This window comes from Oceanobacillus sp. FSL K6-0127 (assembly GCF_037983385.1).
Taxonomy (GTDB): Bacteria; Bacillota; Bacilli; order Bacillales; family Amphibacillaceae; genus Oceanobacillus; species Oceanobacillus profundus.
This window is the reverse complement of record NZ_CP150287.1, coordinates 1,772,976-1,799,034: the sequence shown is the minus strand read 5'-3', so window position 1 is coordinate 1,799,034 and position 26,059 is coordinate 1,772,976. Positions and strand designations below refer to the sequence as shown.

Genomic DNA, 26,059 nt, shown 5'->3' with positions numbered 1-26,059 from the left:
AATCCCCTTTCCTTTATTCGTTATTTTTAATTTGATTAGATCATCCTCTTTTTATTTTAACATATCTATCTAATCCCTCTAGTAAACGCTTTCCATAGAAATGGTCCTCTTTTTCAAGAAATACCTTTCCAATTAAATATAGATTAACAACGATTTTTTTGGGGAAAATACATATTGGTTGTCATTTTCTCGATTTATTATAAGATTGTTAAAGAGTTCACAATTAATTCATTTCCCGTTTGAAATATTGTCATATCTAATATCCAATTAGGTACGTCAACACGTTAGAATGAACTTAGATGTGCCTTTACATATCTAAGTAGAGCCTAATCTTAGGTGGTTTATTTGTGAAATTAAGGAGGAGGATCTGCGTTGTTATTTGATGATCCGGTATTTGCCAGTAGATTATTAACCCTTTTAACCCTTTCGTTTCACATTATCTATGCAACCATCGGTGTAGGGGTGCCCCTCATGATCATGATTGCACAATGGGTTGGAATCAAGAAGAACGATATGCACTATATGCTGATGGCTAGACGATGGGCAAAAGGGTTTGTCGTGACGGTTGCCGTAGGTGTCGTGACAGGAACTGCAATTGGTTTACAATTATCACTATTGTGGCCTAACTTTATGGAGCTTGCTGGTAATATCATCGCATTGCCATTATTTATGGAAGTTTTTGCTTTCTTCTTTGAAGCAATATTCTTAGGGATTTATTTGTATACATGGGATCGTTTTGATAACCCTCGTAAACACTTACTATTATTGATCCCGGTTGCACTTGGAGGTGGTATGTCTGCTGTCTTCATTACGATTGTCAACGCCTTTATGAATGCCCCAGCAGGTTTTGACATTATGAATGGACAACTTGTAAATGCAAATCCGATTGCAGCAATGTTTACTGCAGCAATGCCGACGAAAGTGTCCCACGTACTTGCTACTGCTTATATGACCGTTGCATTTATGCTGGCAGCCATTGCTGCATTCAGATTGCTTAAAGGTTCGAAACATGAATACCACAAAAAAGCTTTGTTTATGACGATGAAAATCGGACTTATCTTTTCCATTGCAACTGTGTTAATTGGAGACCTGTCTGGAAAGTACTTGGCAGAATATCAGCCTGAGAAACTAGCTGCAGCTGAATGGCATTTTGAAACTGAGGAAGCTGCACCACTCATTCTTTATGGAATGCTTGATGAAAATCAGGAAGTGAATTACGCGCTGCAAATTCCATTTGGATTAAGTATTCTTGCGCATGGTTATCCAAATGCAGAAGTAATTGGATTAGATCAATTTCCAGCAGAAGAACAGCCACCGTTAATTATCCATTATTATTTTGATTTAATGGTTACAATCGGTATGTTCATGCTGGCTCTCTCATTCGTCTATTGGGTTGGAGCAAAACGAGGCTGGTCTTTCGTTAAGACAGCATGGTACCGATCACTTATTGTCCTTGGTGGGCCATTGTCATTCTTAGGAATTGAAGCTGGCTGGTGGATGGCGGAAGTTGGTCGTCAACCTTGGATACTCAGAGGAATCATGACGGTTGATCAAGCAGCAACATCAAGTGATTATGTTGGCCATATGTTTATCCTTTTCGTAGGATTATATTTCGTTTTAGGTGTTGGTACGGTTGTCGTGCTAAGACGAATGTTTAAAAACGATCCGATTGAAAAGGCGATCGCCAAACAGCAAGGTGGTGATTCTGAATGAGTTTAGAAGTTCTAGGAATTTCCGTACTCTGGTTATTTTTATTTGGATATGTCATTGTCGGCTCGATCGACTATGGTGCAGGGTTTTTTAACGCCCAAAGCATTATAACTGGTAAGCAACATATTTTATCTAAAATTATTCAGCGTTATCTATCTCCTGTCTGGGAAGTAACGAATGTATTTTTTGTTTTCTTTTTCGTTGGGATTGTTGGGTTCTTTCCACAATCGGCATATTACTTCGGAACAATTTTACTGATTCCAGGAAGTATTGCGCTAGTATTGCTGGCAATCCGAGGCTCTTATTATGCGTTTGAATCGTATGGAGCACGAGGTCATAAAGGATATGCCTTTATGTATGGAGCTTCCGGACTGTTAATTCCAGCTTCATTGTCGATTGTCTTAACCATCTCTGAGGGTGGGTTCGTATCCATCGTGAACGATAACCCAGTGCTTGATTACGCAGCTCTATTTACTAGCCCATTAACCTGGTCTATTGTGGCATTAAGCATTGTTGCTGTTTTATATATATCCGCTGTCTTCCTTACGTGGTACGCATATAAAACTGGTGATACAAAAGCAACTGATTTGATGCGGAAATACGCACTTGGGTGGGCTTTACCATTGATTATTACTGCTAGTGGCATTGTTTATGAATTAAGCTCTCACAATGAAGCCCACTTTGAACGGATTATGGATTTGTGGTGGATGTTTGCACTTTCCTTTGTATTATGGTTTGCAACAGTATGGCTCATCTGGAAAAGAAGAAACTACGGTATGGCATTCTGGCTGCTTGTCGGTCAATTTGCACTGGCATTTTTCGCGTATGGAGTTTCCCATTATCCGTACTTGCTTTACCCGCATCTTACCATTTATGAAGGGTTCACTAATACGGCGATGGCAATTTCATTAGTATTCGTGTTTATTCTTGGCCTAGCCTTATTGCTTCCCTCCTTGTATTTATTATTACGGCTATTTCTGTTCGATAAAAATTATGTACAAGGAATCAAGAATAAGAAGGAGTGAGCTAAATGTTTCATGATTTTCTAATCTTTGTCGCTCCCATTCTCATTATTCTAATTGCGATTGCGGTTGCATTTTGGGGAGCCGGTAAGGATAAACCTGTAACAAAAGAAGCTGACGAGGACTAATCTTCTCCGTCAGCTTCTTTTTCTTTTTACAGATCTGCCAAAAAGACACTTTGTTCGATTTTCTTCATTTGATAAAAATAACCTTTACTTTTCATCAATTCTTCAAAGGTGCCAGCTTCTGCAATTTCCCCTTGATCCATGACAATAATTTGATCCATTTTCTCAAGCCCTGTTAAACGGTGACTAATTAAAACGACTGTATCATTTTCAGCTACTTCAAATAGCCGTTTATATAGCTGTTCCTCTGTTAATGCATCGATGGACGAGGTTGGTTCATCCAGCAGCCATAATGGTGCTTGTTTTAGCAGTATTCGCGCCAGTGCTAATCGCTGCTTTTCGCCGCCTGAAAGATTCTCTCCCTTTTCTAAAACTTGATCATCCAAACCAAAATGATTTAACTGTACGTGAAACAGAATGTCTTCCATCTCTCTGTCAGCTAATCCATCCTGAGAAATCGCTAAGTTATCTCGAATTGTTCCATAGAAAAAATGGTTCGACTGAAGCATAACATTCGCATGCTCCCAAATGCTCTCAGCTTTTAGATCGGCTACCGATTGATCATTAAGTGAAATAGCACCATCTCGTACCTGGTACAATTTCAGTAAAAGCTGCATAATGGTAGACTTCCCGGACCCACTTGGACCGACAATTGCCGTTTTCGAACCAGCAGGTAAATGAAACGTTAGATCTTTTAATGTATCACGTGATTCTGTCGGAAAAGCAAAGGACACATCATGAAAAGTAATGGAAGGAGCCCGTTTAATTTGCAGCGTTTCGAACGAATCATCCTCATTTCCTTTCCTCTCCATTACCTCATCTAGCCTTGTTACTGCCTGACGACTTTCTTGAAGATAGCTTGGAAAAGCCGCCATCGGAGAAGTATTTTCAAACAGTGTTAAGGATATCATCACAAGCATGGCAAGAAACAAACCATCTAGTTGCTGTACGGATACGAAATATGCACTTACCGTTAGCACGGATACGGAAACAAGTAGGGATAGAAACGTATTTGCCGATTCACTAAATAAACGATGCACATTTTCCCGCTCCTGCTCCAACAAATACGTATCAGCTGATTTTAATAATGCTTCCTCTTTGTCATCTACTTGCTGATATATTTTTAAATCACGAAATCCGTACAGGAATTCTGTTACTTCCGTTGATAAATTGCCTCGCTCACTCCTAACACGATTATCGATTTTCCGTTGCTTCATGCCGATGACTAACGGAACAACCAAAGTGGTTAATAATAATCCAAGTAGCAGAAGCAAGGCTGCTTCAATGGAAAAATAAGCCGTGAAAAGAATGGTAACAAGAAATACAAGAACAAGCACTATCGGTGGGTAAAAAACACGTAAAAAGTAATTTTGCAGCGATTCTACATCGCCAACGATTCTTGCTAGTAAGTCTCCACTGCGATGACTTTGAAAAATAGTTGGTGCGAGTGGCTCCATTTTTTTATAAAACGAAACACGCAAATTACTTAGCATTGTAAAAGTCGCTCGATGTGAAAAATATCTTTCACCATATCGACTTAATGCCGATATTATTCCGAGTAGCTTAACGATCGCAACAAGTACCATCAAGGAATAGATCGGTGGCACTAAGGCTCCCTTGGAAATTAAATAACCACTCGATGAGAATAGCCCGACGGCAGTTACTCCAGCTAGAAATCCACAAGCAATTGAAAAAATGACATCTTTTTTTTCCTGCAACACGATCTTGATGACAGAACGTAATCCCTTCATTTAGTCATCCCTCCCTGCTGTACAGTCACCATATTCCGATAGGCTTCTACCGTTGTTAGTAACTCATCATGTGTTCCTGCTGCCTTAATTTCACCGTTATCTAAAAGGACGATTTTATCAGCCTTTTGAATCGTATGAAGGCGGTGAGCAACCGTAATAACTGTCGAATGTTTTCCTAGTTCCTCCATTGATTTCTGAAGAATTTGTTCCGTTTGCAAATCCAGCCCTGTCGTCGGCTCATCAAAAAGAATGACAGATGGGCGTTTGAGAAATGCTCTGGCTAGCGCTATTCGCTGTTTCTCCCCACCAGAAAGGCCTCTTCCTCCTTCACCGATTAACGTGTCATATCCATGTTCAAGCGAATCCACTAAATCATTAATCCCTGCCTTTTCAGCTGCTTTGATAATTTCTTCTTGATATGCGCTTTTTGTAGAACCAATTGCAATATTCTCTGCAATCGTACCTGAGAATATATACGGATTCTGTGAAATATAACTTAATTGGTCAAACCAATCCTTCTCTCTGTATTGCTTTAAGGAAGTTTCATTTACTTGAATCATTCCCTCCGTTAGCGGGACTAGCCCTGCTAGCATATGCAATAATGTCGTTTTTCCTGATCCCGTTTTTCCGATAATCGCAATCTGCTCAAAAGCTTCGAGTTCTAAATTAATATGCTTTAATGCAAAACCGCCTTCCTTGTAAGAAAATCCTGCTTCATCCACTTTAATATGGACTGGCTTATTTTTCGCCAAGGGTAGTTCTCCCCATCGTGTCTCATCATCTTCGAGTGCAGAAAGCTCTATATCTAATTTATTCGCTGCCGCCATGCTCGTCCGTCCCGTATGAAATGAATTTCCTAGCTCCTTTAATTTCGTGTAAAACTCTGGAGCAAGAATAAGCATTAAAAAGCCAGTAAAAAACGTGATATCTTGAAAAATAATCATTCGAACAGCAACTTCTAACGCGATAAGCCCAATGCTTAGCATAGAAATAAACTCTAAAGCCAGAGAATTCGTAAATGCAATTTTAAGCACTTCCATCGTTGCATCACGGAAATCTAAGCTGCTTTTTTGAATGGTTTTCTCCTGCTCTTTAGACCGTCCAAATAATTTCAATGTTGTTAACCCTTGCAGCGTATCAAGAAACGTACCGGAGAACGCATTCATCTTATCTAGCTGCTGTTCGGATTTGTCTTTCGTATTAAAGCCAATAATTATCATAAATATAGGAATAAATGGTGCGGTAACTAGGATAATAATTCCTGTTGCCATATGTTCCATTAAAATAACAACAAGGATGAAAAGCGGTACAATCGTTGATTGAATAATTTGTGGAATATAGCTGCTAAAATAAGAATCTATTTCATCAACCGTATCCAATAGGAGCCCAACCTTTTGGCCAGACTGTCCTTCCAATGAAGCTTGCATTGAATTTCTTGAAAATGTATGTACAAACAGCCTGCGCAGCTCTCTTTTAGCAAGAGTAGCCATTCTTGCTCCTGCTCTTCCATTCAAATAATTTAGTCCTGTCCGTAAAAAAAGCGCTACGATTAAGCCTATAATTAACGGGCTAATTTCTGAAAATGAATAGCCTTTTAGGAAAATACGATCAATGATTATCACAAATAAATAACCTTGACCGATAATAGCAAACGCAGAAAGAATCGCAAGCACAATAAAAAGTATGAGCTTTCCTTTCTGTTCTGCTGCTATATTCTTCAATCTATTCATTGATTCTCCCCCTAACGAAAGCTATTTTAGTGAACATCTTCACATAAGTATACATGATTTAAAATACCGAAGTAAACGGATAGCTAGGGTGTTAACATAGTTGTCGATTTTAAGGGTGATAAAATTAACCTTGCTCCTTACGTTAGAGAATTTTCACCGTCTCCAAAAGAGGAAGTAGAATTCACGTAAAAACTGCCCAACAAAACGAGCGATCGCATAGTCTCACTTTGTTGGGCAGTCAGCTACTTCTTAATAAATTTTATAGCAAAGTAAATAACGCATGCAATTACAGCATAAATGAAAAACATGACAAAAAAGCCCCATAGTCCCATTACTGCATCTGCAAACTCCATGTTTCCCCGATTCGTAATTGCTTGCTGCAATTCAATTGCAAAAACGATAACAACCATAATGGTGAACGTATAGATAAAGGAAAATATCGTCGTACTCCATTTAAGCTTTTCCAATAGCTTGAAAAAGATATAGACAAAGAAGAAAATCGTCATTCCCATAAAGCCCATAATCCAAAAATGGAGTTCTTTATCTGTCATATGTAGACCGAACATGTCTGTAAGGATGTCATGAATATTATTTACAATTTCCGCAAGAGTAATAACGATTTCTCTCATTTTATCTCCCACTTTTCATTTGTCTTTATTACAATTTATCCAAATCATCAGCCATCTCCCAAAGTCAGTAATTTAGATAATCGTTCTATTCCGAAAGCGCGTTTAAATTTGCCAATGCTTTCTTCAATTGGACAATCTCTTCTTCTGTTAAAGTAACACCTTTACCCATCTTTTCCTTACCAGGTGCCCAGTCTCGTAAATCATATTTTGGTGGGCGACCATTCCAGCTGATCACATTCAATTCCTTTGTCCATCCTTTTGGCGACTCCGAAATAACAGCAATTGTTTCTACAATTTTATAATTTAATTCAGCCATATTCATACTCCTTTATGCTTCATTCTATTTAACAATCAAAACAGGGCACTTGGCGTTCTGTACAATCGTATTGCTCACACTACCTAACAGAAGACTTTTTATATTACTAAGCCCCCGATTGCCTACAATGATCAAATCTATTTCGTTAGCTAAAGCATATTCACAAATCGCTCTCCCCGGGTTGCGCTGTGAAAAGTCCGTCCGAATTTCCGTTATCGTAACAATTCCTAATGCTTCCATTTCCTTCTTGATTTGATGTAGTTCCGGTAAAAGAAATTCTGCATCTGCCATGGATATGTTGCCTGCAATAGCTGTCTCGTTACTTTTAATTCCCGGTGTCACAACAGAAATAACATGTACTTCTGCTTTTTCTGTAATTGACGCCTGATTCTTTGCCTCTTTAATCGCCTTTTTACTACGATTTGAACCATCATACGATACGAGAATTTTTCGATTCATTTGCATTCCTCACTTTATTAAAGGTTAGCTACTTAATCCACTTAATTTATTATACATGGATACGTCTAGAGAGGTTAATTTTTTAATGGCTTTCGTCAGACTTCATATTTGTTAAGTTGACACTGATGTACGGACTGCGCCCCATATTTTGGAGTAGGTTCGACTTATCGAACATTCCTGCGCAGGTGATTCACTCCAGGGTATAAGTGCTACTAATCTATGTCTTCCCAAGTCGGTAAGTCTTCGTTATCGTGTCATAAGGTATTTATCCACAGCATTCCCTGGTATCAAAAAAAGGAATAAGCTTCACTGCTTACTCCTTTTCTCTAACTTAATATCCGATTGCGTTTTTCACTTCATAGGCCGCTACTAGTTTACAAATAGACGCTCTTTCTGACTCCGTCAATGGTACAAGTGGTAGACGAACACCACCAACTGGTACTCCAATATGGTTCAGTGCTTCTTTTACTGGGGTAGGGCTTGGAGCTGAAAACAATGCTTTCATTACTGGCAAAATATGTCGGTGTATAGCACTGGCATTAGCTACATCACCATTCTGAAAAAGCTTTACCATCTCTTGCATCTCATTACCTAATATGTGTGATGCTACAGAAATAACCCCAGTTCCACCTACAGCAAGTGTCGGCAATGTCAGACTATCATCCCCGCTGTAAACAGTAAAATTATCAGAAGTATGGCTTATAATCTCCGAAACCTTATCTAAATCCCCACTAGCTTCTTTTAGTGAAACAATGTTTGGGATTCCAGAAAGTCGAACAATCGTTTCTAATTCCATGTTTACCACACTTCTACCTGGAATATTATAAAGCATGACAGGAAGTGCTGTACTTTCTGCAATCGATTTAAAATGCTGATACATGCCTTCTTGTGACGGTTTATTATAGTAAGGAACAACAAGCATAATCCCGTCAACACCTGTAGCCGCTGCCTCTTTCGTTAATTCAATAGATGCTCTTGTATTATTCGTACCAGTTCCCGCAATAACAGGAATCCTTCCATTTACTTCTTCTGCAACTGTTTGAAATAACTTCACTTTTTCATTATTAGAGAGTGTTGGTGATTCCCCCGTTGTCCCAGCAACAACTAAACCTTCTGTACCGTTTGCTATCAAGTAATTAACTAACCCCTTTGTTCGTTCAAAATCAATTTCTCCCGCCTCATTAAACGGAGTAACCATTGCTGTTAATACATTACCAAAATTCATATCAATACACCCTTTTCATCCAATATTTTATTGATGCTTTAGGACCAAATTAAAAAGCAGCAACGAGAGAGAGCTCGCTGCCGCTTATAGAACATTATTTACCGTTCTAAGCTTGATAGCCCTCCATATAGTTTCCTATATGACAGTCCCGTATCTATTTGATAACAGGCCCAGCTTCAGAAGATGAGTCTTCTTCCACTTCGGCAAATCCCCCTTTCCTCACATTTCTTCAGAGCTCATTCTCCTCCATGTAAGTATTAATGGTCTTTGCACCTCTACCCTTACTTTACAAATCTAAAATAAGAAAGTATTTAATTATTATGTGTATTATAACAGGGATATATCTAGAAAACAAGCATTTGAACCACAAGAAAAGAACAGCATTACTTTCAAAATGATGGGCAGGATAAGCGAACAAAACATACGCTATTACATAACTTAATTCTGAGGAGGTAATTAAGATGGAGCGAAATTCATATCGTGACCTCCCTGCAAATTTCGGTGATAAGCTAATTCTAGTAGGTGGTTTAATTAGTACCATTGGAAGTAATTTGGCAGTTATTGGTTCCTTTATCACATACGAACAAGAAAAAGAAGTGGAACTACAAGTAAATCAGGAAAAGATACAGATGGATCAGCAGATTCTATTGATGCAGCAGCAAATAACAGACTTGCAAAAAAAGATAGATATGCTATATCAAGATCAAAATCACGGGAAGTCATAGTTGCATGTTAAGCAAAGAAACTGTTGTCCAAACTTATGTTTAGAGAACAGTTTCATGCATTTTAGCTAAATGTATCATAATGTACAATTTCTTCTCTTGCTAGGTGTTTTTTCGGTTTTAATGCTTCTTGAGGATACCCCATTCCCAAAATAGCGACAATACGGTGTTCTTCCGGAATGCTAAGCAGCTTTCGCACATGATTTTCCCTATCGATGGATTCGTTCTCATCCTCGGAATGATAAACCGCTCCAAACGCTGCACCAAGCCCAACCTCAACTGCTTCGAGCCAAATAAACGCACAAGCAATTGATGCATCCTGCAGCCAGTATTTACTTGTTTGGGGCTTTCCCGTAACGACAATCGCCGCCTGTGCCTCTTTTAACCATTTCATATAAGGTGTTGTTGCAGCAAGACTGTCCAAGGTAGAACGATTCCTTACTACAATTAACGACTTTGACGGAAGATTATTTCCTGATGGTGCATAATAACCTGCATCCACGACTTTTTCTAGTACTTCATTCGGAATGCAACGGTTAACATACGCAGTAATTTCGCGCCTTTCTTGTATCGCTTGAAAAACATCCATCGTACAACCTCTCTCCCTTTATTCTTATTTTCTGTATTAATCATATCAAACTAATATGATTTAGACCACCAAACGTCAAGTTATTTTTAACAATCCATGAGTATGTGTTTAGTGACAGACCCTTCAAAAGTGCTATAATAAAAATTAGCATTCTAGAGGAGGTTCTATCAATGACAATGAAAAAAACGTTAACACTTGCAGGTTCGGACACAAGTGGAGGTGCAGGTATCGCTGCTGATTTAAAAACGTTTCAGGAGCATGATGTATATGGTATGACTGCATTAACCTGCATCGTTACAATGAATCCAGAGGGATGGAATCATCACGTAACACCAATTGACCTGGATCTTGTAAACAGACAATTAGACACGATTCTATCCGTCGGAGTAGACGCGATGAAATCCGGTATGTTAGGCTCGGTTGATATCATTAAGCTTGGTGCAGAAAAAATCGATGCATATAAAATTAATAATTTCGTACTAGATCCAGTTATGGTTTGTAAAGGCGAAGATGAAGTATTACAGCCGGAAAATACAGACGCAATGCGTGAATATCTTCTTCCGCGCGCACTCGTTACAACACCTAACTTATTTGAAGCTAGTCAATTAGCACAGACTAAGCCCTTAAAATCAATTGAAGATATGAAACAAGCTGCATTAAAAATCCACGAGCTCGGTGCCAAGAATGTTGTCATTAAAGGCGGCAAGGCGCTGGATCATGAAAAAGCGATTGATTTATTTTATGATGGTACAGACTTTGAAATACTTGAAAAAGAAAAAGTCGATACCACATATAATCATGGAGCTGGATGTACATTTGCTGCAGCAATCACAGCAAATCTAGCAAATGGCAAAAGTGTAAAGGAATCTGTATTTGCTGCTAAGGATTTTGTTACTGCAGCAATTGCTAATGGTTGGAAGCTAAATGAATATGTTGGCCCAGTTATGCATGGTGCCTACAACAAAGTAACAAACAACAAATAAATATTAGAACAAGCCTTGGAAACGACTGCATTCGATTTTCAAGGCTTTTAATAAGCATTAGAATTCACAATCACTTCCTGATACAAATTACTTAGAATATTCTAGTTCTATCATTCGAATCTACAATTAAGATTCTTACCATAGGTGAAAAGATACAAAATGCTATTACATCGTTTAGTTTTTAGGCTTTTGGGCAATATAGTGGTATAAACTATTAGATAGGAGTGAGCACCATGAAAAAGTTTATGGTACTAATAACAATAACAACATTAGCCTTTCTTATTGCAGCATGTGGAACTACGGAAGAAGATACAAATCCTCCAGCGGATAATAATGCGGGAGAGACGGAAAACAACGCCACAAACGATCAAGATAATGCTTCTAACGATCAAAATAATGGCAATACAGACAGTGGTTCAGCGACAGATAATAATGCAACGAATGACAGTGATAATGTAACAACAGATACGGAATCCGATTACGCGTTTACTAGCTTTGATTTAGAAGCAGATTTCGAAGGAACAGAAGATATTGTCGAAGTAGAATATGAGCAGGATACGAACGAAACGGAAGCATCCTATCGAAATGAAACACAAGGAATTCAATTACGAGGCGATGAAGCGATGCAAGAGCTTGATAGCATCTTCTCTACTTTTGACTTTGATGAAAATACGCCAAAGGAAGAGGTTCTAAGTACTGTCCTTGAAGCTTTCAATATCCCAACTGACGCGCAGAATGTTGAACTAGACATCGAGTATGCTGGTGGTACGGAAGTCGAATATCAACAGTAAACCATTTGCAGCATAAGCTTCAACTAAAAACTCCGCTGTTTTGTATACGATACAAGCAGCGGAGTTTACTATTAATCATTATTTTACATCAGCAGTTACTTTAAAACTTTCAGTCCAGCTAACAAAATTCGTTACAACGGAATCAATAAATTGAACTGTTGGCTCATTTGTCAGATTCCCTTGTGCGTCAATTTTTTCATGAACAGAGCCAACAAAAACTTCATTTCCAGGCAATGTCAATGTTGCTACTCCTGGCGCATTCAAAATTTGACGTAAATGCAGTTGTGCTTTCACTGTACCTAACGCCCCCATTGAAGCTCCAACAATCATTGCTGGCTTTTTCACCATTACTTTTTCTACACGAGAAAACCAATCAATTGCATTTTTTAGCATTCCAGAAATAGAGCCATTGTATTCTGGAGTTGCAAATAAGATTCCATCACTTGTCATTATTTTCGCACGGATTTCTTTTACAACCTCTGGCGGATTTAGTTCGTCATCTTCGTTATACATCGGCAGCTGATCAATCGGTAAAATTTCAATATCAACTTTTCCTGCATATCTATTCTGCATGAATTGAACAAGCTTCATGTTATAGGACTCTTTACGGTTACTTCCTACCATCGCAACAATTTTCATTCTATAATTCCTCCATCTATAGTTACGTATCTTATTGTAATACTTTAATTACATAACTATATGTTTATCAAATTCAGGTCATATATTCAAGTAATGTGACTTCTCGAACTCACTTTCAGCTTTCACTCAAAATAATTGTTATTTCAGATATGAAAATAGAGCGTTTACAAAATGTAATGTTTAATTATTGTAGAAAATAGGCTAAAATAAATCTAGTTGAAAGGAGATTCATATGAAAAAATTAATAATGCTTTTATTAATATCGACCGTACTTTCCGGTTGTTCCTTCATTGAGGAGACGAATAATACATTGGACTATGCAACAGAGGCAACGGAGTATTTAAATGAATTGAGCAGCTTTACAGAAGAGGTTCCAGGACTTGTAGATCAAGCAGTTTCCGACCCGGCAGTACAAGAAGATTTGAAAAGTCATTTCATAGCCTTAGAGGAATCCATTGCTGATTTTAATGCCATAGATGTTCCTGAACTCGCAGAAGGTCTGCATCAAAATTTCACAGAAAAAAATCAACAACTCTTGGACATTACATCAAATGTTATTCAAAATGGAGAAGTAGCTGTTGAGAAGCTAGAGGAATCGGAATTATTCCAAACGATTGAAACGATTACTGAACTCCAAAATCAAATCGAAGACCTTGGATTTTAATATATGAATCGGTTATGATGCATCGCCTGCGTTCATAGCCGGTTTATTTTTCATCTGGTCTTATGCCAAAGAAATAAAATTTCCCCAGCTAGACTATCCGCTTGATCATGGTACTAAACTCGGCCCGCTCACTTTGAAATTTAGTTTGTTCAACAAAGCCCGCTTTTTCATAAAGACGAATGGCTCGTTTATTAAAGGTAGCAACGGTTAGTCTTATATCTATTCCTTCATAGTTTTCTGCTACAAAATCAAGAATAGCTGAAAAAAACGAAAAGCCAAGCCCTTTTCCAGTAAATGCTGGCTTCATACCTAATCCCACATCTACACAAGCTTCTTGATATGCACCATGTGGATAGCCAGCAGGCACCTTAGCAGAAGCTCCAACACAGAAAAATCCTATCAACACATCGTATTGGTCAAAGACAACATAGTATTTATTTCCCGTCAATTCCATAATTGCATGACTTGTTAATACTTGATTATAGAAATTATATGGTCGTTCATATTTCCAGCAAAGAACCTCAATCGCATACGTTTCTGTCATGTTCCTTATCGTATATTGCATGTCATTTCCTCGCTTTTTCTGCGGTATGTATTATCCCAATATATACTTAATTATAACAAGGAGAATTGATGATTGTCTAAAAAATGATAGCCAGCTCTCCATTAATATTTTAGAGGCGGCCCAATTTGAACCACCTCTACAACAATTAATTATAGTTTCTTTTAGCTTTCCGATTTTTCCACAGTTTTCTAATGATTGGATAAAGAATCGGACCATATCGAATAAGTCTTCGTAGTAATCTGCTCATATGCATCTCCCTTACAGTAGTCGATTTTAATCCTATATCATTATCATTCCTTTGAATCAACATAATTAAACTAATCTAATTATTTCACATAAAGAAGTTATTTTTCCGCTTCTGCTTCTTTAATTTTTTCAATGAAAGTCCATAGCAGCTGGAAGACTTGTCGTTCATTGCCAATTACTTCTCGTTCATCAACTATTTTTGACAAAGACATGAGAACACTTTCTACTAAAAAGAGTCGTGGTTTTTCCATTTCTAATTCACCGATTAAAAATTGCAGATATTCACCTTTCTTTGTATGATTCCCTTCTCGTTTGTTTACTTCTTTAAGTAATGTCTCTAACTGAGAAATTGTTTGTATTTTTAAAGACATGATATTCTCACCTATATCTTCTGAAACGTTTGAAATCATATCCGCATGAAAAAGCACTTCCTGGGAGTGTCCTTTCACAATGGGCTTTATAGAATCGATAGCAAATTGTATCACTTTTCTTGGCGTTATTTCTTTATTCTCATTGATTTTCAAAAGATGAACGGCGTGATGGATAGTCCCCAAAAGAATGACAGCATGATCCAATGCAAAGCGTTCTGTATCCGTTCCATTAACCTCTTTTAGTCTTTTTGCAACCCATTGTAATTCCCTTCTGTGTTGCTTTCCAATGAATGCTTGTAAATCTTCATCATCCAAAAGCGATATCGAAGAAAAAAGCGCCATCATGCTATGCTTGCGATTCGTATCCATCCGAATAGCTATTTGTTCAGCTAAAACCTTCTCATCATTTATATTTTTCCCATGCGCAATCTCATTTCTTTTTTGGTTCGTTTCTTCATATACAAATTCCAATATTGCCATTAAGCATTCATTTTTTGAAGTAAAGTAATTATAAAACGTCCCCTTTGCAATTTCCGCTTCATCTAAAATATCTTGAATTGATGTTGCTACAAATCCTTTTTCAATAAACAAACGATGTGCAGCATCTATAATTTGCTTTTTCTTACGGTTCATTTAATCACCTTTTTATAATAGTCGTCTAGTTATAATATAGCCTTTTAAACTTGTTATATCAATTTTTACATAGAAAATAAATTATATACTTGATATTATTAGACTGTGAGTATAGAATATACTTTGTCCTAAATGCAGGACTATTTAATTATAGAAAGAAGGATTAGGAATAATGAGTGAAATAAATCCTATTCAACATAAACCTCCATATGGTATGATTGCAATTTTATTTATCGGCGCCTTTGTTTCCATCTTAAATGAAACCCTGTTAAATATTGCTCTGCCATCTATTATGGATGAATTTCAAGTAAATCCTACAGCTGTCCAATGGTTGTCTACAGGATACATGCTTATTAACGGAATTCTAATTCCTGCGAGTGCATTTTTTATTCAACGTTTTACGAATCGCAGTCTATTTTTGACTGCAATGACATTGTTTACGATAGGCACATTGCTTGCAAGCTTGTCTCCAACATTCGGTATACTTCTTACTGCAAGAATGATTCAAGCAGCAGGATCAGCGATGATGATGCCATTGTTAATGAATATCATGCTAACTGCCTTTCCAATCGAAAAAAGAGGTACTGCGATGGGTATCTTTGGAATGGTTATGTTTGTGGCACCAGCAATCGGGCCAACACTTTCTGGCTGGATTGTTGAACACTACAGTTGGAGAATGCTGTTCGACATTGTATTACCTTTTGCTGTCTTTACCTTAATTTATTCCATTTTCAAACTGAAAAATATTACACCACAGCGTCATATAAAGCTCGATGTATTTTCCATTGTTTTATCTAGTTTCGGCTTTGGCGGACTATTATACGGCTTCAGTTCAGCTGGTGACAAGGGATGGGATCACCCACTTGTATACAGCACAATTATCGTCGGTATCATAGCTTTAATTGCCTTGATACTTCGTCAGCTTCGAATGGATGACCCAATGCTCGAATTCCGGATATTCAAATATCCAATGTTCGCATTATCATCAGCAATCTCCATTGTTTTATCCATGGCAATGTTCTCTGCGATGATATTAGTACCGATTTATATTCAAACCATTCGTGGTTTTTCTCCAATGGACGCTGGATTACTCATGCTTCCTGGAGCAGTCGTAATGGGATTCATGTCCCCGATCACCGGCCGTCTTTTTGATAAATACGGAGCAAGAACGCTTGCCATTATAGGGCTAATTATTGTCGTAACAACGACCTTTTTCTTCAGTCAACTAGATATGGAAATGTCCTATGTGAGTCTCATGCTTTTATTTACTTTCCGTAGCTTTGGAATGTCTATGGTAATGATGCCAGTCATGACAAATGGATTAAATCAGTTACCCATGGAAGCAAACCCACACGGGACTGCAATGAATAATACGCTTCAACAGGTTTCTGGTGCAATTGGTGCTGCATTATTAGTTACCTTAATGAATAATCGTACAGAAGCAAAAGCACTTGAATTAACTGAAAATGCGATGGCAACAATAGATTCTAGTATAGCACAATCTAACCAAGCAATTGCAGAGGCACAGGCACAAATTATCAATGAAGCAATGCTTCATGGAATCAATTTTTCTTTCTTTGTTTCCACCATAATCGGAGCTGTAGCACTAGTTCTGGCATTCTTTATTCGTCGTGTTAAATCAGATGGTACGATTGAAAAAAGGAATGTAAAGAAAAAGGAAGCGGATAAAGCAATTGCAGGATAATAACTGATATAACAAAAAAATCCCTTGAAATTCAACTAAATTCCAAGGGATTTTTAATGCATTAAATTTCTATATCAATTAAGGAAAAGGAATCGAAATGGAATAACCCCTGATCCGTAAGCTTTAATTCAGGTATTACTGGTAAGGTTAAGAAAGATAGAGTTAGAAACAAATTAAATGATTCACTTGCACCTAACTTGCTTGTTGCAGCATTCATTTTTTGTAGCGTTTTGTAAGTATCTTCATAAGTAGTGTTAGACATCAATCCTCCAACAGGTAAAGATAAGGAAGCTAACACTTCTTTTCCATCTACAACTACTAATCCACCATTTGTTTTTAAAACTTCATCGACCGCGCGAAGCATCTCCTTATCAGATACTCCAACAACAACAATATTGTGAGAATCATGTGCCACTGAAGTAGCAATTGCCCCTTTTTGCAATCGAAATCCTTTCACAATCCCTATTCCAACATTTCCGGTACCCTTATGTCTTTCAATCACAGCCACCTTCAGATGATCAGTTTTTGCTGAAGCAACGAACAATCCATTTTCTACGTGTACACTTTCTTTTAAATGCTTCGTCACAATACTGTTCGGCATAATTTCGATAATATTACAATCAGTTGATTTAAGAGGAAACTCTAAATCATTTTCCGTTAGCTTTTTTGTATGAAATGCGGGAAGAGAAGCCATCGTGCTTTGAATTGATCGCACCTCAGAAAATGATGCTTTATTAATTTCTCCCTTATCTACAACACACTTGCCACCCTTATATACTTGATGAATGGAGACAGACTGTAAGTCATCTAACAGCAGAAAATCTGCCTGATATCCTGATGCAACAGCTCCAATATGACGTAAACCAAAATATTCAGCAGCATTCAAGCTTGCCATCTGAATCGCAATTGCCGGGTCTAGTCCCTTTTCCATTGCAAGTCGGACAATATGATCAATGCTTCCTTGCTCTACAAGATCATCTAACAATATATCATCTGTTACAAACATACACCTTCTGGAATTTTGTGCTGTGATAATCGGAAGTAATGCCTCTAAGTCCTTGGCAACAGTACCTTCTCTTACCATTAGATACATCCCTAAATCAAGACGGGCTTTTCCTTCTTGACTGCTTACACTTTCATGATCCGTGCGAATTCCCGCAGCCATATAGACGTTTAAATCTTCCTTATCAACTCCTGCTGCATGTCCGTCAATTACTCCTCCATTCGCTTGAACCATTGCTATCTTGTTAATAATCTGTTTCTCTCCATTTTTCACAGAAGAAAAATCCATGACCTCAGCAAGACCCAGAACATTTGGATGAGCCAAAAAGGGCTGTAAACCTTTCGCATCTAATGTTGCACCATTGTTTTCAAACATAGTTGCCGGTACACTGGATGGCAAATTGATGAAAATATCCATCGGCAGATCTTCGGCGTCATTCAAAAAAAACTGGATTCCTTCTGCTCCGGCAACATTGGCAATCTCATGTGGATCCGTTATAACTGTCGTTACACCATGTTGTAGCGAAAGCTTGGAAAATTCCCGTGGAGTGAGCATCGTACTTTCGATATGAACGTGACCATCAATAAATCCTGGTACCACTGTTTTCCCACTGGCATCTATTTCTTCCATTCCGTCATACGATCCAATTCCAGCAATATAGCCATCGACAATCGCAATATCTCCATCCATCATTTCTCCTGTAAAAACATTTAGAATATCAGCATTTTTAATAACGGTATCGGCAGGAGTTCTTTTGCCAGCTACTGCTATTCTTTTTTTAATTGCTTCTGAATTGCTCATCAAAACAACTCCTATTCATGTTCTGGAAATACTTCTTTCGTCACAGCTATTTAAACCCCATCATAGCTTTTTCATTATTGAACCGTCAACTTGTACCCAACGTATAATATTCCTGCGCTTGAAATGTTCGAAAGCCACAGGATTCATATAATTTCAGCGCATTGGAATTTTTCGCTTCTACATCTAGAAATACATCGTAACCATTTCTATATTCATTCATTATTACTTGCCTTAAAGCTCTTCTTCCAATTCCTTTTCCTTGAAATTCAGGAAAAACAGCGAATCCATAAATCCAAGCTTCTGACTCTTCATGAGAAATACGTATTTTTCCAACGGACCTCTTTTCATGTTCAATGATAAAAAATCGCTGTTTATCATCTCTCCTTATCCGCTGATTATAATCAACTGCTTCGTCTTCTAAGAAATTAAAACAGCTTATATCTAATTGTATTTCTGTTTTAAAATCCTGTTCTGATAGAGAAGGTCTAACTATAACTTCTATGTCTTCATGAAGGTCCATATTCGACCACTTCATTTGATATTCTGTTGATGTATGGTCACATTTAATTGTTTTTAAAAATTCCTTTGCTGTTGCAGATGCAGCTGGTGCATTCAATAAAATCTCTCTATACTTCCGGTTTTTACAAATGGCAAGTGCTTCATCAAGCAACCTTGAAAATATACCTTTCCTACGATACGCCGGCTTAACCATTCCACATATCTCTGCTTTATTCCCAAATCCATACAAACCTAAAAATGCAATCAGTTCTTCATCTTCATAATAAAAAAAGTCATTCTTTTCGTTTGCCTCTCTATTTTGCAGCATATCCCAATTCAATTTTAACGTTATTTGATCGTCTGCTTCACAAAGATACTGAAGCGCTTTGATATCACGTAATTGTTTTGTCGTTAACATATATTCCCCCATGTTTCTAGCTTATTGGCACATATTCTTCAAGCGGAAAAACGTTATATGCTATGACGTCTTCCCCTTCATAAGCAAACCGATATTCATATGTATTTTCTTCTTCTAGCATCTGCGACAAATAATAGTGCAGATTAGCTATGCCAGTATTTTCGGGATGCAGAATCCAATCGATTTTTTTCCAGTCTAATATTCCTTCTTCAGTTTTGAATGGCGTTTGATAAGTATAATTTTTAGGCACCTCTGCAATAAATGCGTGCATGCCGCCTGAATAATGGCTCTTGTCTCCCCATGTAACCGTTCCTTTATACTGAACCACTGATAAGAGGATTCCGGTTTCCTCTCTCACTTCACGTAAAATACAATCAGTTGGCGTTTCCCCAGGTTCGATTTTCCCTCCTACACCATTCCACCTGCCCATCCAAATAGACTTTTCTCGATTTAGCATTAATAGTTCATCACCCCGTCTAATGAAACAAATGGTATATTTAAACATTATTCATTTCCCTTCATTTTGAAACCAACGAGTGCCCCTAGTGAACAGCCTGCAACATGAGCAGTGTCGATTTCTAAATAATCCATCGTCTCCAACAAAACCTTTGCAGATTCGTTAAAATAATCCACATACGCTTCCGAAACGGATTTACCATGACCACATAAATTCGGTAAAATCACCTGATATTTCCACGAAAATAAGCAGCTTGTTCCGCAAGCTCCGTTCCACCTGTCTGTAGCGCTGTATGCAGGAAAATAATCGTTTCCCCTTCCCTTGACTTTTCCGTATGTAAAATCATTTATTTCCCTCCGATTACTCAACCAGCTCCTCTCTTCCTGTTTTAGAGAGAGGAGCAGCGCTTTTTTTTCTTCTTTTTCTGTTTACCAAATCAGTGCAACCGCACCTGCAACACCTAAATTGCGATCCATGATTCAATATTCATCTGTTTCCATACAAACCAATCATTATCACATCTCACTTCTGCTTGCACAACTTCTATCGTCTATTATTACACAGAGAGGTTAACCATTCACTTTTCATACGCCCGTTCAGCAACCTTCTGCAACTGTTTCAAATCCGACCATCCATAAACAATTTCATGCATGAACGCACCAGCTATTTTGATTTCTAAACGATCGACAATATGCGCCCCTAATGATTCATAAAAAACCCTTGATGGATTTTCTTCAATCACCTTAACAATCATTGTAGTTATTCCTTTTTGCAGCAATTCTTCCACGACAGGTTGAATAAGCAACTTTCCGATACCTTGCCGCTGATATGCTTTTAAAATATAAATCGCATTAAGTTCCCCTTCATACCCGTCATACATTTCTGTTCTTTCCTTTTCACCGATAGAAAAACCAACAACTTTGCCCTCAGCATTTTCCGCAACGTATACATTCTGTTCCAATGTATTACGCTCCCAAAGCATTGTTCGTTGTTCATAGGATAAACGATTTAAAAATTCGTCAGGTAAGATCCCCTTATAAGCTGTCTTCCAGCTGTCTACATGTACTTTAGCAATATCTTCTGCATCAACAATCGTTGCTTTTCTTATCATCATTGTTTCTCTCTCCCTTTAATTAGATAGGTTATTTCCCTAGACGCAATACCATTCGAACCGTATTCAACATGTGCCCCTCTAAGTTATCATCATACTCAGCTACCACTTCGAATCCTTTAGCATGATAGAAATTCATTCCAATTTGGTTATTTTTCTCCACATTCAAATGAAGTTCCCTCAAACCAAATTGGTCAATACCGGCTCTTAAAAACGCAGTACCAATTCCTGCCCCTTGATACTCCGGATATATATAAATCGCTCCTAATTCTACTCGCCCACTTTCAGGAACTTGAAAAAAATTAGCAAACCCTACTATTCGGTGATTTATCTCAGCAACAAAAAAGGTAGTGTTTTTTAGACGCCATTTTAAATTTTGCTTACTGTAAACAGTTTTTAGGAAGCGCTCTTGAATATCCATAGGAATAATCCCTTCGTAAGTGGCACTCCAGCTTGTTTTCGCAACGTCTTGCACCTGCTTCATATCTCGCTTTTTCATTTTGCGAATCAAATAATCCATAAAACTCATCCTTTTGAACACTCTTTTTAATTGTTGCTTAATTCGAATAGTTTCTAACATTATATCATCAATTAATTTAAAAAGGAGTAGGCAATCACAATTTTTTACATACAAAAAGCATTGCAGCTGTTTGCAATGCTTTAATCTATTAACGATTTTTCTTTATTTTTTATTCCCTTTTTCCAAATGCTTTTCCGTTACCTATTACCTCTGCAGAGAAAGGAAGTTCATATCGTCTATGTATCTCAAAATACCTATTATTGGGAATGTTTATTAGAATCATCTGTAAATGCATTACTATATGCTATTTTCTCTATTAATGTAAATAAAGTATTAACTCCGAATCAGAACTCATTAAAAGAGATAATAGCTTATACCCGGGATGAAGTCACTCCAAAGGAAAAAGCCACTACATACAACCTGGAAGATTCAGAAATTGTTCAGCTTTATGACTAGTATATCTTGATCCAGATCTGTACTATGGATAGAAATCAATTTCATAAAGATATTATAAACTACCTGTGAAAGCAGCTAAACAAGGGACGTTCGTTCAGTCCCTTGTTTTACTTAGTAATGAAATCGAGCTTCTACAACAGCCCTAATACCAACCTCACCAGGTTCAATTGGTGTAGAAAAGCTTTCTGCTGAAACTGCCATTGTTTTGAATGTAGCAGGCGTTTCTGAGACTTCTTCCGTTATTTTGATTGGTGTAAGATCAAGGTCTACTTGCAAGCTTTCCGCGATCGTACTAGCTTTTGCTTGTGCATTTTCCAGTGCTTGGGTAAGTGCTTGCTGGTAATAGTTTTCTACATTCGTAACTGAAAATTGAATGGATGATACCCGATTTACACCGTTTTGTACTGCAGTATCAATAACTGTTCCAACCTCAGAAATCGGACTAATACGAACCGTAATCTGATTTGTAACCTCATAGCCGCGTAATAACTGCTCACCATCTACAAAATCATACCTTGGGAATATTTGATATGAAGTTGTACGGATATTTTCCCTTGGTATACCTAAATCTACTAACGACTGAATAACTTGATTCATTGTTTGCGCATTGTCCTGTTGAGCCTTACTTAACGATTCATCCTCTGTAATAACAGCAAGCTGAATACTCGCTATATCGGGTTCAACCGAAACTCTACCATTTCCAGTCACTATAAGCATACGATCTTGTTGCCTGGAAACAGGCTGTCTGTATGGAGGTCCATACGAATAATACATCCTTATCCCGCCCCTCATTATCTTTAGCTTCCATAGATAATATGCAAAGGAAAGGGAAAAGATTAAATTTAATTAATTTGACTATCAATGCTTACTCCCAGTAGTTAGGATCAGACATTCGAATCTCCTCTACAGCATCATCTAAATCTGCTGGTGTAATCGTAAAAATAGGATAATCCTTATTTGCGTTTTTTGCTGCTTCATAAAAGAATCGATTGCTTCCTGGATATTCTTCATCCATTAAAAGGAGACAGCCATCACTCTTGTCCACAAACCACATATTTTTGGCCTTGAATTGATAAGGTCCTTTATAATCTCCTTGATAAATTGGTTTATAAAAATCTGCAATCATCATTAATTCTTGGTATTTTTCTTTTATAGAATCGGGCCAACGGTTATCCTGATTTTCAAATGGAGGAAAGACACCAATATTAATATCATACATCTCCTTCAATTCGAGCACTAAATCTGCTGTCCATAATTCAACACCCATTTGTCCAGAAATTAATACCCATTCCAGGCCTTCTTCAATAAAGCCGATCAGCCTTTTTTCAATTGCTGCTTTTATAAAAGTAATACGTGGATCATCTTCTTTAAAAATATTTAATTCCATTGGTTTGTATCCAGATACGGTTAAAATCTTCATATGTACGAACACCTCATTTAAATACCTTCTTTACACTTATTAATAGGATAGTTACTTTCCTTCCAATTTGTCAAAAGGAAAAGCTGGCAACATATAATTTGCCAGCCCTTTTCTTTCGTTAGCACCATTTTTGTGGCTTTTTACAATTATGGTTTCCATGCCCATATCCTGGTGACATAGATCCTGCTACTTGGCCTCCTTGACCATAGCCTCCTTGGCCATATCCCGGTGACATAGCTCCCGCAACTTGGCCTCCTTGACCATATCCTGGTGACATAGCTCCTGCTACTTGTCCCGGACCGCCCGGAACTTGGAAAGATCCACCGTATGCATCAACACTATTTGTTGTATTTTGAAAAGATGTTGAGTGCGGGAAGAAATGATTATTTTTAACTAAATGATGGTTTGTAACAGTTGTATGAGAAGGATGCACATGGTTAACTGTACTTTGTGAGAAAGTATCAACACAATTATACTTTGTCGGATGTACAATTGTTTTACAAGAATTACAACCACAATGACGTCCATGACGATGTCTCATTGAATAATCCCCTTTCTATTATTGGTTCACTTCTAACCTATGTTAGTTAATCGCGGATTGTATGAGACATGTACCTATTTCCTGAAATTTTTCTAAGAAAACGCCTTTTCTGTTACTACTAATAATGTGCCATTAATCCTTTCTTCATCGCAACTCGTTCACAATATAAGAATACCCCAATGCCTATTGCAAAATAAAAAAGTGCATTAAATCCTAATATCATAAAATCTCCGACTTGAAGCTGGTTAAATGCAGCGCCATGGATCATCACTTCACGAACCATGTCAATCCCTTGCACAAAAGGTAAGAAAGCGAGAACTGGTGACACGGATAAGGGAATAAAGGTTAGTGCCATTAAAATAAATTGCAGGATTTGTAAGAATGCTTGAACCTGCTTTAGAATAATGGATATTCCTGCGATAATGAATCCTACACCAAACATACTAATCACGGTAAGCAATAAAATTGGAGCTATCGTTATCACATCGATATTCAGCCATTGTCCCGCAGTTGCCATCGACAAATATAATAGCACAATCACAATAACTAAATTTATGAACGTCGTAGAAATTAGCCGTACCGTCATAATACGCCACATTCCCATCGGTGACATCGAGAGCTGCTCCAACGTCCCTTTCATCGCCTCATTAATAATTTCATAGCCAATACTATTGATAACCATAAAGGATAAAAACCAGAAAATATAATTTACAATCGCATATTGGATGTTGCTATCCTGTGTACTTGGATCGCCAATTAGCTGAATTCCAGCAAACATTCCGACAAAAATAATGTAAAAGGTAAGCAGCATCGCAATTGTATTTGGTAAATAGCGCTTTAATTCAATATATTCCTTTTTTGTATTTGCTTTAAGAAGATTGAGCCAACGCATCCTGCTTTTCCCCCTTTACAATTTTCATAAAGATTTGTTCAAAATTAATGGTTCTTCGATCAATTGCCTCTACAGGTGTATTATTCAATTTGAGCACATCGAATAAATCATAAATTCCTTCACTTTTTGCTAATTCGATATTTAAAATGGATTGATAAGTATCTTGTTGATAGTCATGTTGTGGAAATTTTTGTAGAAGTAATTGTTGTTGCTGACTGTTCAAAATGTCACCAAGTGTAATGGTGTAGGCGCGAATCTCAAATAATTTCAATAGGTTTTCTACTCGATCATCTGTTACAATTTTCCCTTGATTAATAATCACTGTGCGCTCACAAATATCCTGAATAACATCCATATCATGCGAGCTAATAATAATGGTTCGATTGTAATCCCGAACAATCGCCTTTAAAATTTCTCGTACCTCATAGCCTGTTTCAACATCCAATCCAAGAGTCGGCTCATCCAGTAAAATAACATCACTTTCGGCCAGCATTGCCACTGCTATTGCCAGCTTTTGCTGCATTCCTCTAGAAAGTCGATTAACAAGTTCATTTTCCTTCCCCTTTAAATTGAATTTTAGTAACAGATCCTCAACTTGATCAATGACGTCCTTCCGCGACATTCCCCGATTTCCTGCAAAGTACTCCAAATTCTCCCTGACAGTCAAACGCCAGTATAGATTGCGATTCCCTTCAAGCACTGCACTGATATGCCGTAATGCTTTCAGCCGTTTCTCCTTATTATCAATTCCATTAATCCGAATCATACCTGAATCAGGTATCAGCAATCCGCAGATCATTTTAATTGTCGTCGTTTTTCCCGCTCCATTTGGACCTAGCAAGCCTAGAATTTCACCTCGATTTACTTTAAAAGAGATATCACTGACCGCGTGTACATATTCTTTTGATCTTCTTTTTCTATACGTTTTCCTAAGATTCTGAACTTCGATAATCGATTCCATTTATTTCATCCTTTCTTCAATCTATTTTCATTCTAATTAGGAATTGGCCCTGCATCCACTACCCGAAGTTGTAAATCACCTACGTCTAAAGACTGATATTCACATA

Annotated in this window: 29 protein-coding genes and 1 riboswitch; of the genes, 7 read left to right on the top strand and 22 right to left on the bottom strand. The window is 37.6% G+C overall.

Annotation, left to right across the window (positions count from 1 at the left end; all coding sequences use genetic code 11):
• The first annotated feature begins 372 nt into the window (after positions 1-372).
• Positions 373-1,713, top strand: coding sequence for a cytochrome ubiquinol oxidase subunit I (locus MHH64_RS09110; RefSeq protein WP_340003108.1), 1,341 nt, complete (start codon positions 373-375; stop codon positions 1,711-1,713).
• Positions 1,710-2,735 (top strand): cytochrome d ubiquinol oxidase subunit II, encoded by a 1,026-nt coding sequence (locus MHH64_RS09105; RefSeq protein ID WP_340003107.1) that lies wholly within the window; start codon positions 1,710-1,712, stop codon positions 2,733-2,735. The genes MHH64_RS09110 and MHH64_RS09105 overlap by 4 nt, the downstream gene beginning before the upstream one ends.
• Before the next feature lie 151 nt (positions 2,736-2,886).
• On the opposite strand, the gene cydC is transcribed toward MHH64_RS09105, so the two are convergent.
• From cydC to dapA, 6 genes are all read right to left on the bottom strand, one after another.
• The gene (gene cydC, locus MHH64_RS09100; RefSeq protein WP_340003106.1) at positions 2,887-4,608 is read right to left on the bottom strand and encodes a thiol reductant ABC exporter subunit CydC; all 1,722 of its coding nucleotides are present in this window, start codon (positions 4,606-4,608) and stop codon (positions 2,887-2,889) included.
• Positions 4,605-6,338: a thiol reductant ABC exporter subunit CydD gene (gene cydD / locus MHH64_RS09095; protein WP_340003105.1), complete on the bottom strand. Its 1,734-nt coding sequence runs from the start codon at positions 6,336-6,338 to the stop codon at positions 4,605-4,607. The genes cydC and cydD overlap by 4 nt, the downstream gene beginning before the upstream one ends.
• A 242-nt stretch (positions 6,339-6,580) precedes the next feature.
• Positions 6,581-6,967, bottom strand: coding sequence for a hypothetical protein (locus MHH64_RS09090; protein ID WP_118888632.1), 387 nt, complete (start codon positions 6,965-6,967; stop codon positions 6,581-6,583).
• 85 nt (positions 6,968-7,052) lie between these two features.
• Positions 7,053-7,283 carry a PC4/YdbC family ssDNA-binding protein gene (locus MHH64_RS09085; RefSeq protein ID WP_095309920.1) on the bottom strand — a complete coding sequence of 77 codons (231 nt, stop codon included), beginning with the start codon at positions 7,281-7,283 and terminating at the stop codon, positions 7,053-7,055.
• A 24-nt stretch (positions 7,284-7,307) separates the two neighbouring features.
• Positions 7,308-7,742 (bottom strand): universal stress protein, encoded by a 435-nt coding sequence (locus tag MHH64_RS09080; RefSeq protein WP_340003104.1) that lies wholly within the window; start codon positions 7,740-7,742, stop codon positions 7,308-7,310.
• A 331-nt stretch (positions 7,743-8,073) separates the two neighbouring features.
• Positions 8,074-8,967 (bottom strand): 4-hydroxy-tetrahydrodipicolinate synthase, encoded by an 894-nt coding sequence (gene dapA / locus MHH64_RS09075; RefSeq protein WP_340003103.1) that lies wholly within the window; start codon positions 8,965-8,967, stop codon positions 8,074-8,076.
• Positions 8,968-9,075: 108 nt separating this feature from the next.
• Positions 9,076-9,253: riboswitch (Lysine riboswitch) on the bottom strand.
• A gap of 175 nt (positions 9,254-9,428) precedes the next feature.
• Between dapA and MHH64_RS09070 the strand changes: the two genes are divergently transcribed.
• Positions 9,429-9,692 carry a hypothetical protein gene (locus MHH64_RS09070; RefSeq protein WP_095309926.1) on the top strand — a complete coding sequence of 88 codons (264 nt, stop codon included), beginning with the start codon at positions 9,429-9,431 and terminating at the stop codon, positions 9,690-9,692.
• A gap of 61 nt (positions 9,693-9,753) precedes the next feature.
• On the opposite strand, the gene MHH64_RS09065 is transcribed toward MHH64_RS09070, so the two are convergent.
• Positions 9,754-10,278 (bottom strand): nitroreductase family protein, encoded by a 525-nt coding sequence (locus tag MHH64_RS09065; RefSeq protein WP_340003102.1) that lies wholly within the window; start codon positions 10,276-10,278, stop codon positions 9,754-9,756.
• Between the two features lie 170 nt (positions 10,279-10,448).
• Here MHH64_RS09065 and pdxK point away from each other — a divergent pair, with 170 nt between their 5' ends.
• Both pdxK and MHH64_RS09055 read left to right on the top strand, forming a co-directional pair.
• Positions 10,449-11,261 carry a pyridoxine/pyridoxal/pyridoxamine kinase gene (pdxK, locus tag MHH64_RS09060; protein ID WP_095309930.1) on the top strand — a complete coding sequence of 271 codons (813 nt, stop codon included), beginning with the start codon at positions 10,449-10,451 and terminating at the stop codon, positions 11,259-11,261.
• A 233-nt stretch (positions 11,262-11,494) separates the two neighbouring features.
• Positions 11,495-12,052 carry a YusW family protein gene (locus tag MHH64_RS09055; RefSeq protein ID WP_303448663.1) on the top strand — a complete coding sequence of 186 codons (558 nt, stop codon included), beginning with the start codon at positions 11,495-11,497 and terminating at the stop codon, positions 12,050-12,052.
• Positions 12,053-12,130: 78 nt separating this feature from the next.
• On the opposite strand, the gene MHH64_RS09050 is transcribed toward MHH64_RS09055, so the two are convergent.
• Entirely contained in the window at positions 12,131-12,691 is a 561-nt protein-coding gene (locus tag MHH64_RS09050) for an NADPH-dependent FMN reductase (RefSeq protein ID WP_340003101.1), read from the bottom strand.
• 232 nt (positions 12,692-12,923) lie between these two features.
• Here MHH64_RS09050 and MHH64_RS09045 point away from each other — a divergent pair, with 232 nt between their 5' ends.
• Entirely contained in the window at positions 12,924-13,355 is a 432-nt protein-coding gene (locus tag MHH64_RS09045) for a DUF6376 family protein (protein WP_251660529.1), read from the top strand.
• 88 nt (positions 13,356-13,443) lie between these two features.
• On the opposite strand, the gene MHH64_RS09040 is transcribed toward MHH64_RS09045, so the two are convergent.
• Complete coding sequence (locus tag MHH64_RS09040) at positions 13,444-13,920, bottom strand: GNAT family N-acetyltransferase (protein ID WP_303448667.1); 477 nt, start codon at positions 13,918-13,920, stop codon at positions 13,444-13,446.
• A gap of 344 nt (positions 13,921-14,264) precedes the next feature.
• Positions 14,265-15,170 (bottom strand): TetR/AcrR family transcriptional regulator, encoded by a 906-nt coding sequence (locus tag MHH64_RS09035; protein ID WP_340003100.1) that lies wholly within the window; start codon positions 15,168-15,170, stop codon positions 14,265-14,267.
• A gap of 172 nt (positions 15,171-15,342) precedes the next feature.
• Between MHH64_RS09035 and MHH64_RS09030 the strand changes: the two genes are divergently transcribed.
• Positions 15,343-16,875, top strand: coding sequence for a DHA2 family efflux MFS transporter permease subunit (locus MHH64_RS09030; RefSeq protein ID WP_095309942.1), 1,533 nt, complete (start codon positions 15,343-15,345; stop codon positions 16,873-16,875).
• Positions 16,876-16,936: 61 nt separating this feature from the next.
• Here MHH64_RS09030 and ade read toward each other — a convergent pair whose 3' ends face one another.
• From ade to MHH64_RS08970, 12 genes are all read right to left on the bottom strand, one after another.
• On the bottom strand, positions 16,937-18,679 hold the full coding sequence (gene ade / locus MHH64_RS09025) for an adenine deaminase (protein ID WP_340003098.1): 1,743 nt from the start codon (positions 18,677-18,679) through the stop codon (positions 16,937-16,939).
• 85 nt (positions 18,680-18,764) lie between these two features.
• Positions 18,765-19,595: a GNAT family N-acetyltransferase gene (locus MHH64_RS09020; RefSeq protein WP_340003097.1), complete on the bottom strand. Its 831-nt coding sequence runs from the start codon at positions 19,593-19,595 to the stop codon at positions 18,765-18,767.
• A gap of 16 nt (positions 19,596-19,611) precedes the next feature.
• Positions 19,612-20,100, bottom strand: a complete 489-nt coding sequence (locus tag MHH64_RS09015) for an 8-oxo-dGTP diphosphatase (RefSeq protein ID WP_340003096.1) — start codon at positions 20,098-20,100, stop codon at positions 19,612-19,614.
• A complete protein-coding gene (locus MHH64_RS09010) occupies positions 20,100-20,279 on the bottom strand; it encodes a hypothetical protein (RefSeq protein WP_340003095.1) in 180 nt (59 codons plus the stop codon). The genes MHH64_RS09015 and MHH64_RS09010 overlap by 1 nt, the downstream gene beginning before the upstream one ends.
• Complete coding sequence (locus MHH64_RS09005; protein ID WP_303448680.1) at positions 20,276-20,398, bottom strand: hypothetical protein; 123 nt, start codon at positions 20,396-20,398, stop codon at positions 20,276-20,278. The genes MHH64_RS09010 and MHH64_RS09005 overlap by 4 nt, the downstream gene beginning before the upstream one ends.
• A gap of 231 nt (positions 20,399-20,629) precedes the next feature.
• Complete coding sequence (locus tag MHH64_RS09000) at positions 20,630-21,166, bottom strand: GNAT family N-acetyltransferase (RefSeq protein WP_095309952.1); 537 nt, start codon at positions 21,164-21,166, stop codon at positions 20,630-20,632.
• Positions 21,167-21,194: 28 nt separating this feature from the next.
• Positions 21,195-21,683 carry a GNAT family N-acetyltransferase gene (locus MHH64_RS08995; RefSeq protein WP_095309954.1) on the bottom strand — a complete coding sequence of 163 codons (489 nt, stop codon included), beginning with the start codon at positions 21,681-21,683 and terminating at the stop codon, positions 21,195-21,197.
• A gap of 567 nt (positions 21,684-22,250) precedes the next feature.
• The gene (locus MHH64_RS08990) at positions 22,251-22,913 is read right to left on the bottom strand and encodes an SIMPL domain-containing protein (RefSeq protein WP_340003094.1); all 663 of its coding nucleotides are present in this window, start codon (positions 22,911-22,913) and stop codon (positions 22,251-22,253) included.
• Between the two features lie 91 nt (positions 22,914-23,004).
• On the bottom strand, positions 23,005-23,559 hold the full coding sequence (locus MHH64_RS08985) for a DUF1273 domain-containing protein (protein WP_095309957.1): 555 nt from the start codon (positions 23,557-23,559) through the stop codon (positions 23,005-23,007).
• Positions 23,560-23,677: 118 nt separating this feature from the next.
• Positions 23,678-24,100 carry a spore coat protein gene (locus MHH64_RS08980; RefSeq protein ID WP_095309964.1) on the bottom strand — a complete coding sequence of 141 codons (423 nt, stop codon included), beginning with the start codon at positions 24,098-24,100 and terminating at the stop codon, positions 23,678-23,680.
• 118 nt (positions 24,101-24,218) lie between these two features.
• Complete coding sequence (locus MHH64_RS08975) at positions 24,219-24,992, bottom strand: ABC transporter permease (RefSeq protein ID WP_095309968.1); 774 nt, start codon at positions 24,990-24,992, stop codon at positions 24,219-24,221.
• Positions 24,970-25,953, bottom strand: coding sequence for an ABC transporter ATP-binding protein (locus MHH64_RS08970; protein WP_118888626.1), 984 nt, complete (start codon positions 25,951-25,953; stop codon positions 24,970-24,972). The genes MHH64_RS08975 and MHH64_RS08970 overlap by 23 nt, the downstream gene beginning before the upstream one ends.
• Positions 25,954-26,059: the final 106 nt, after the last annotated feature.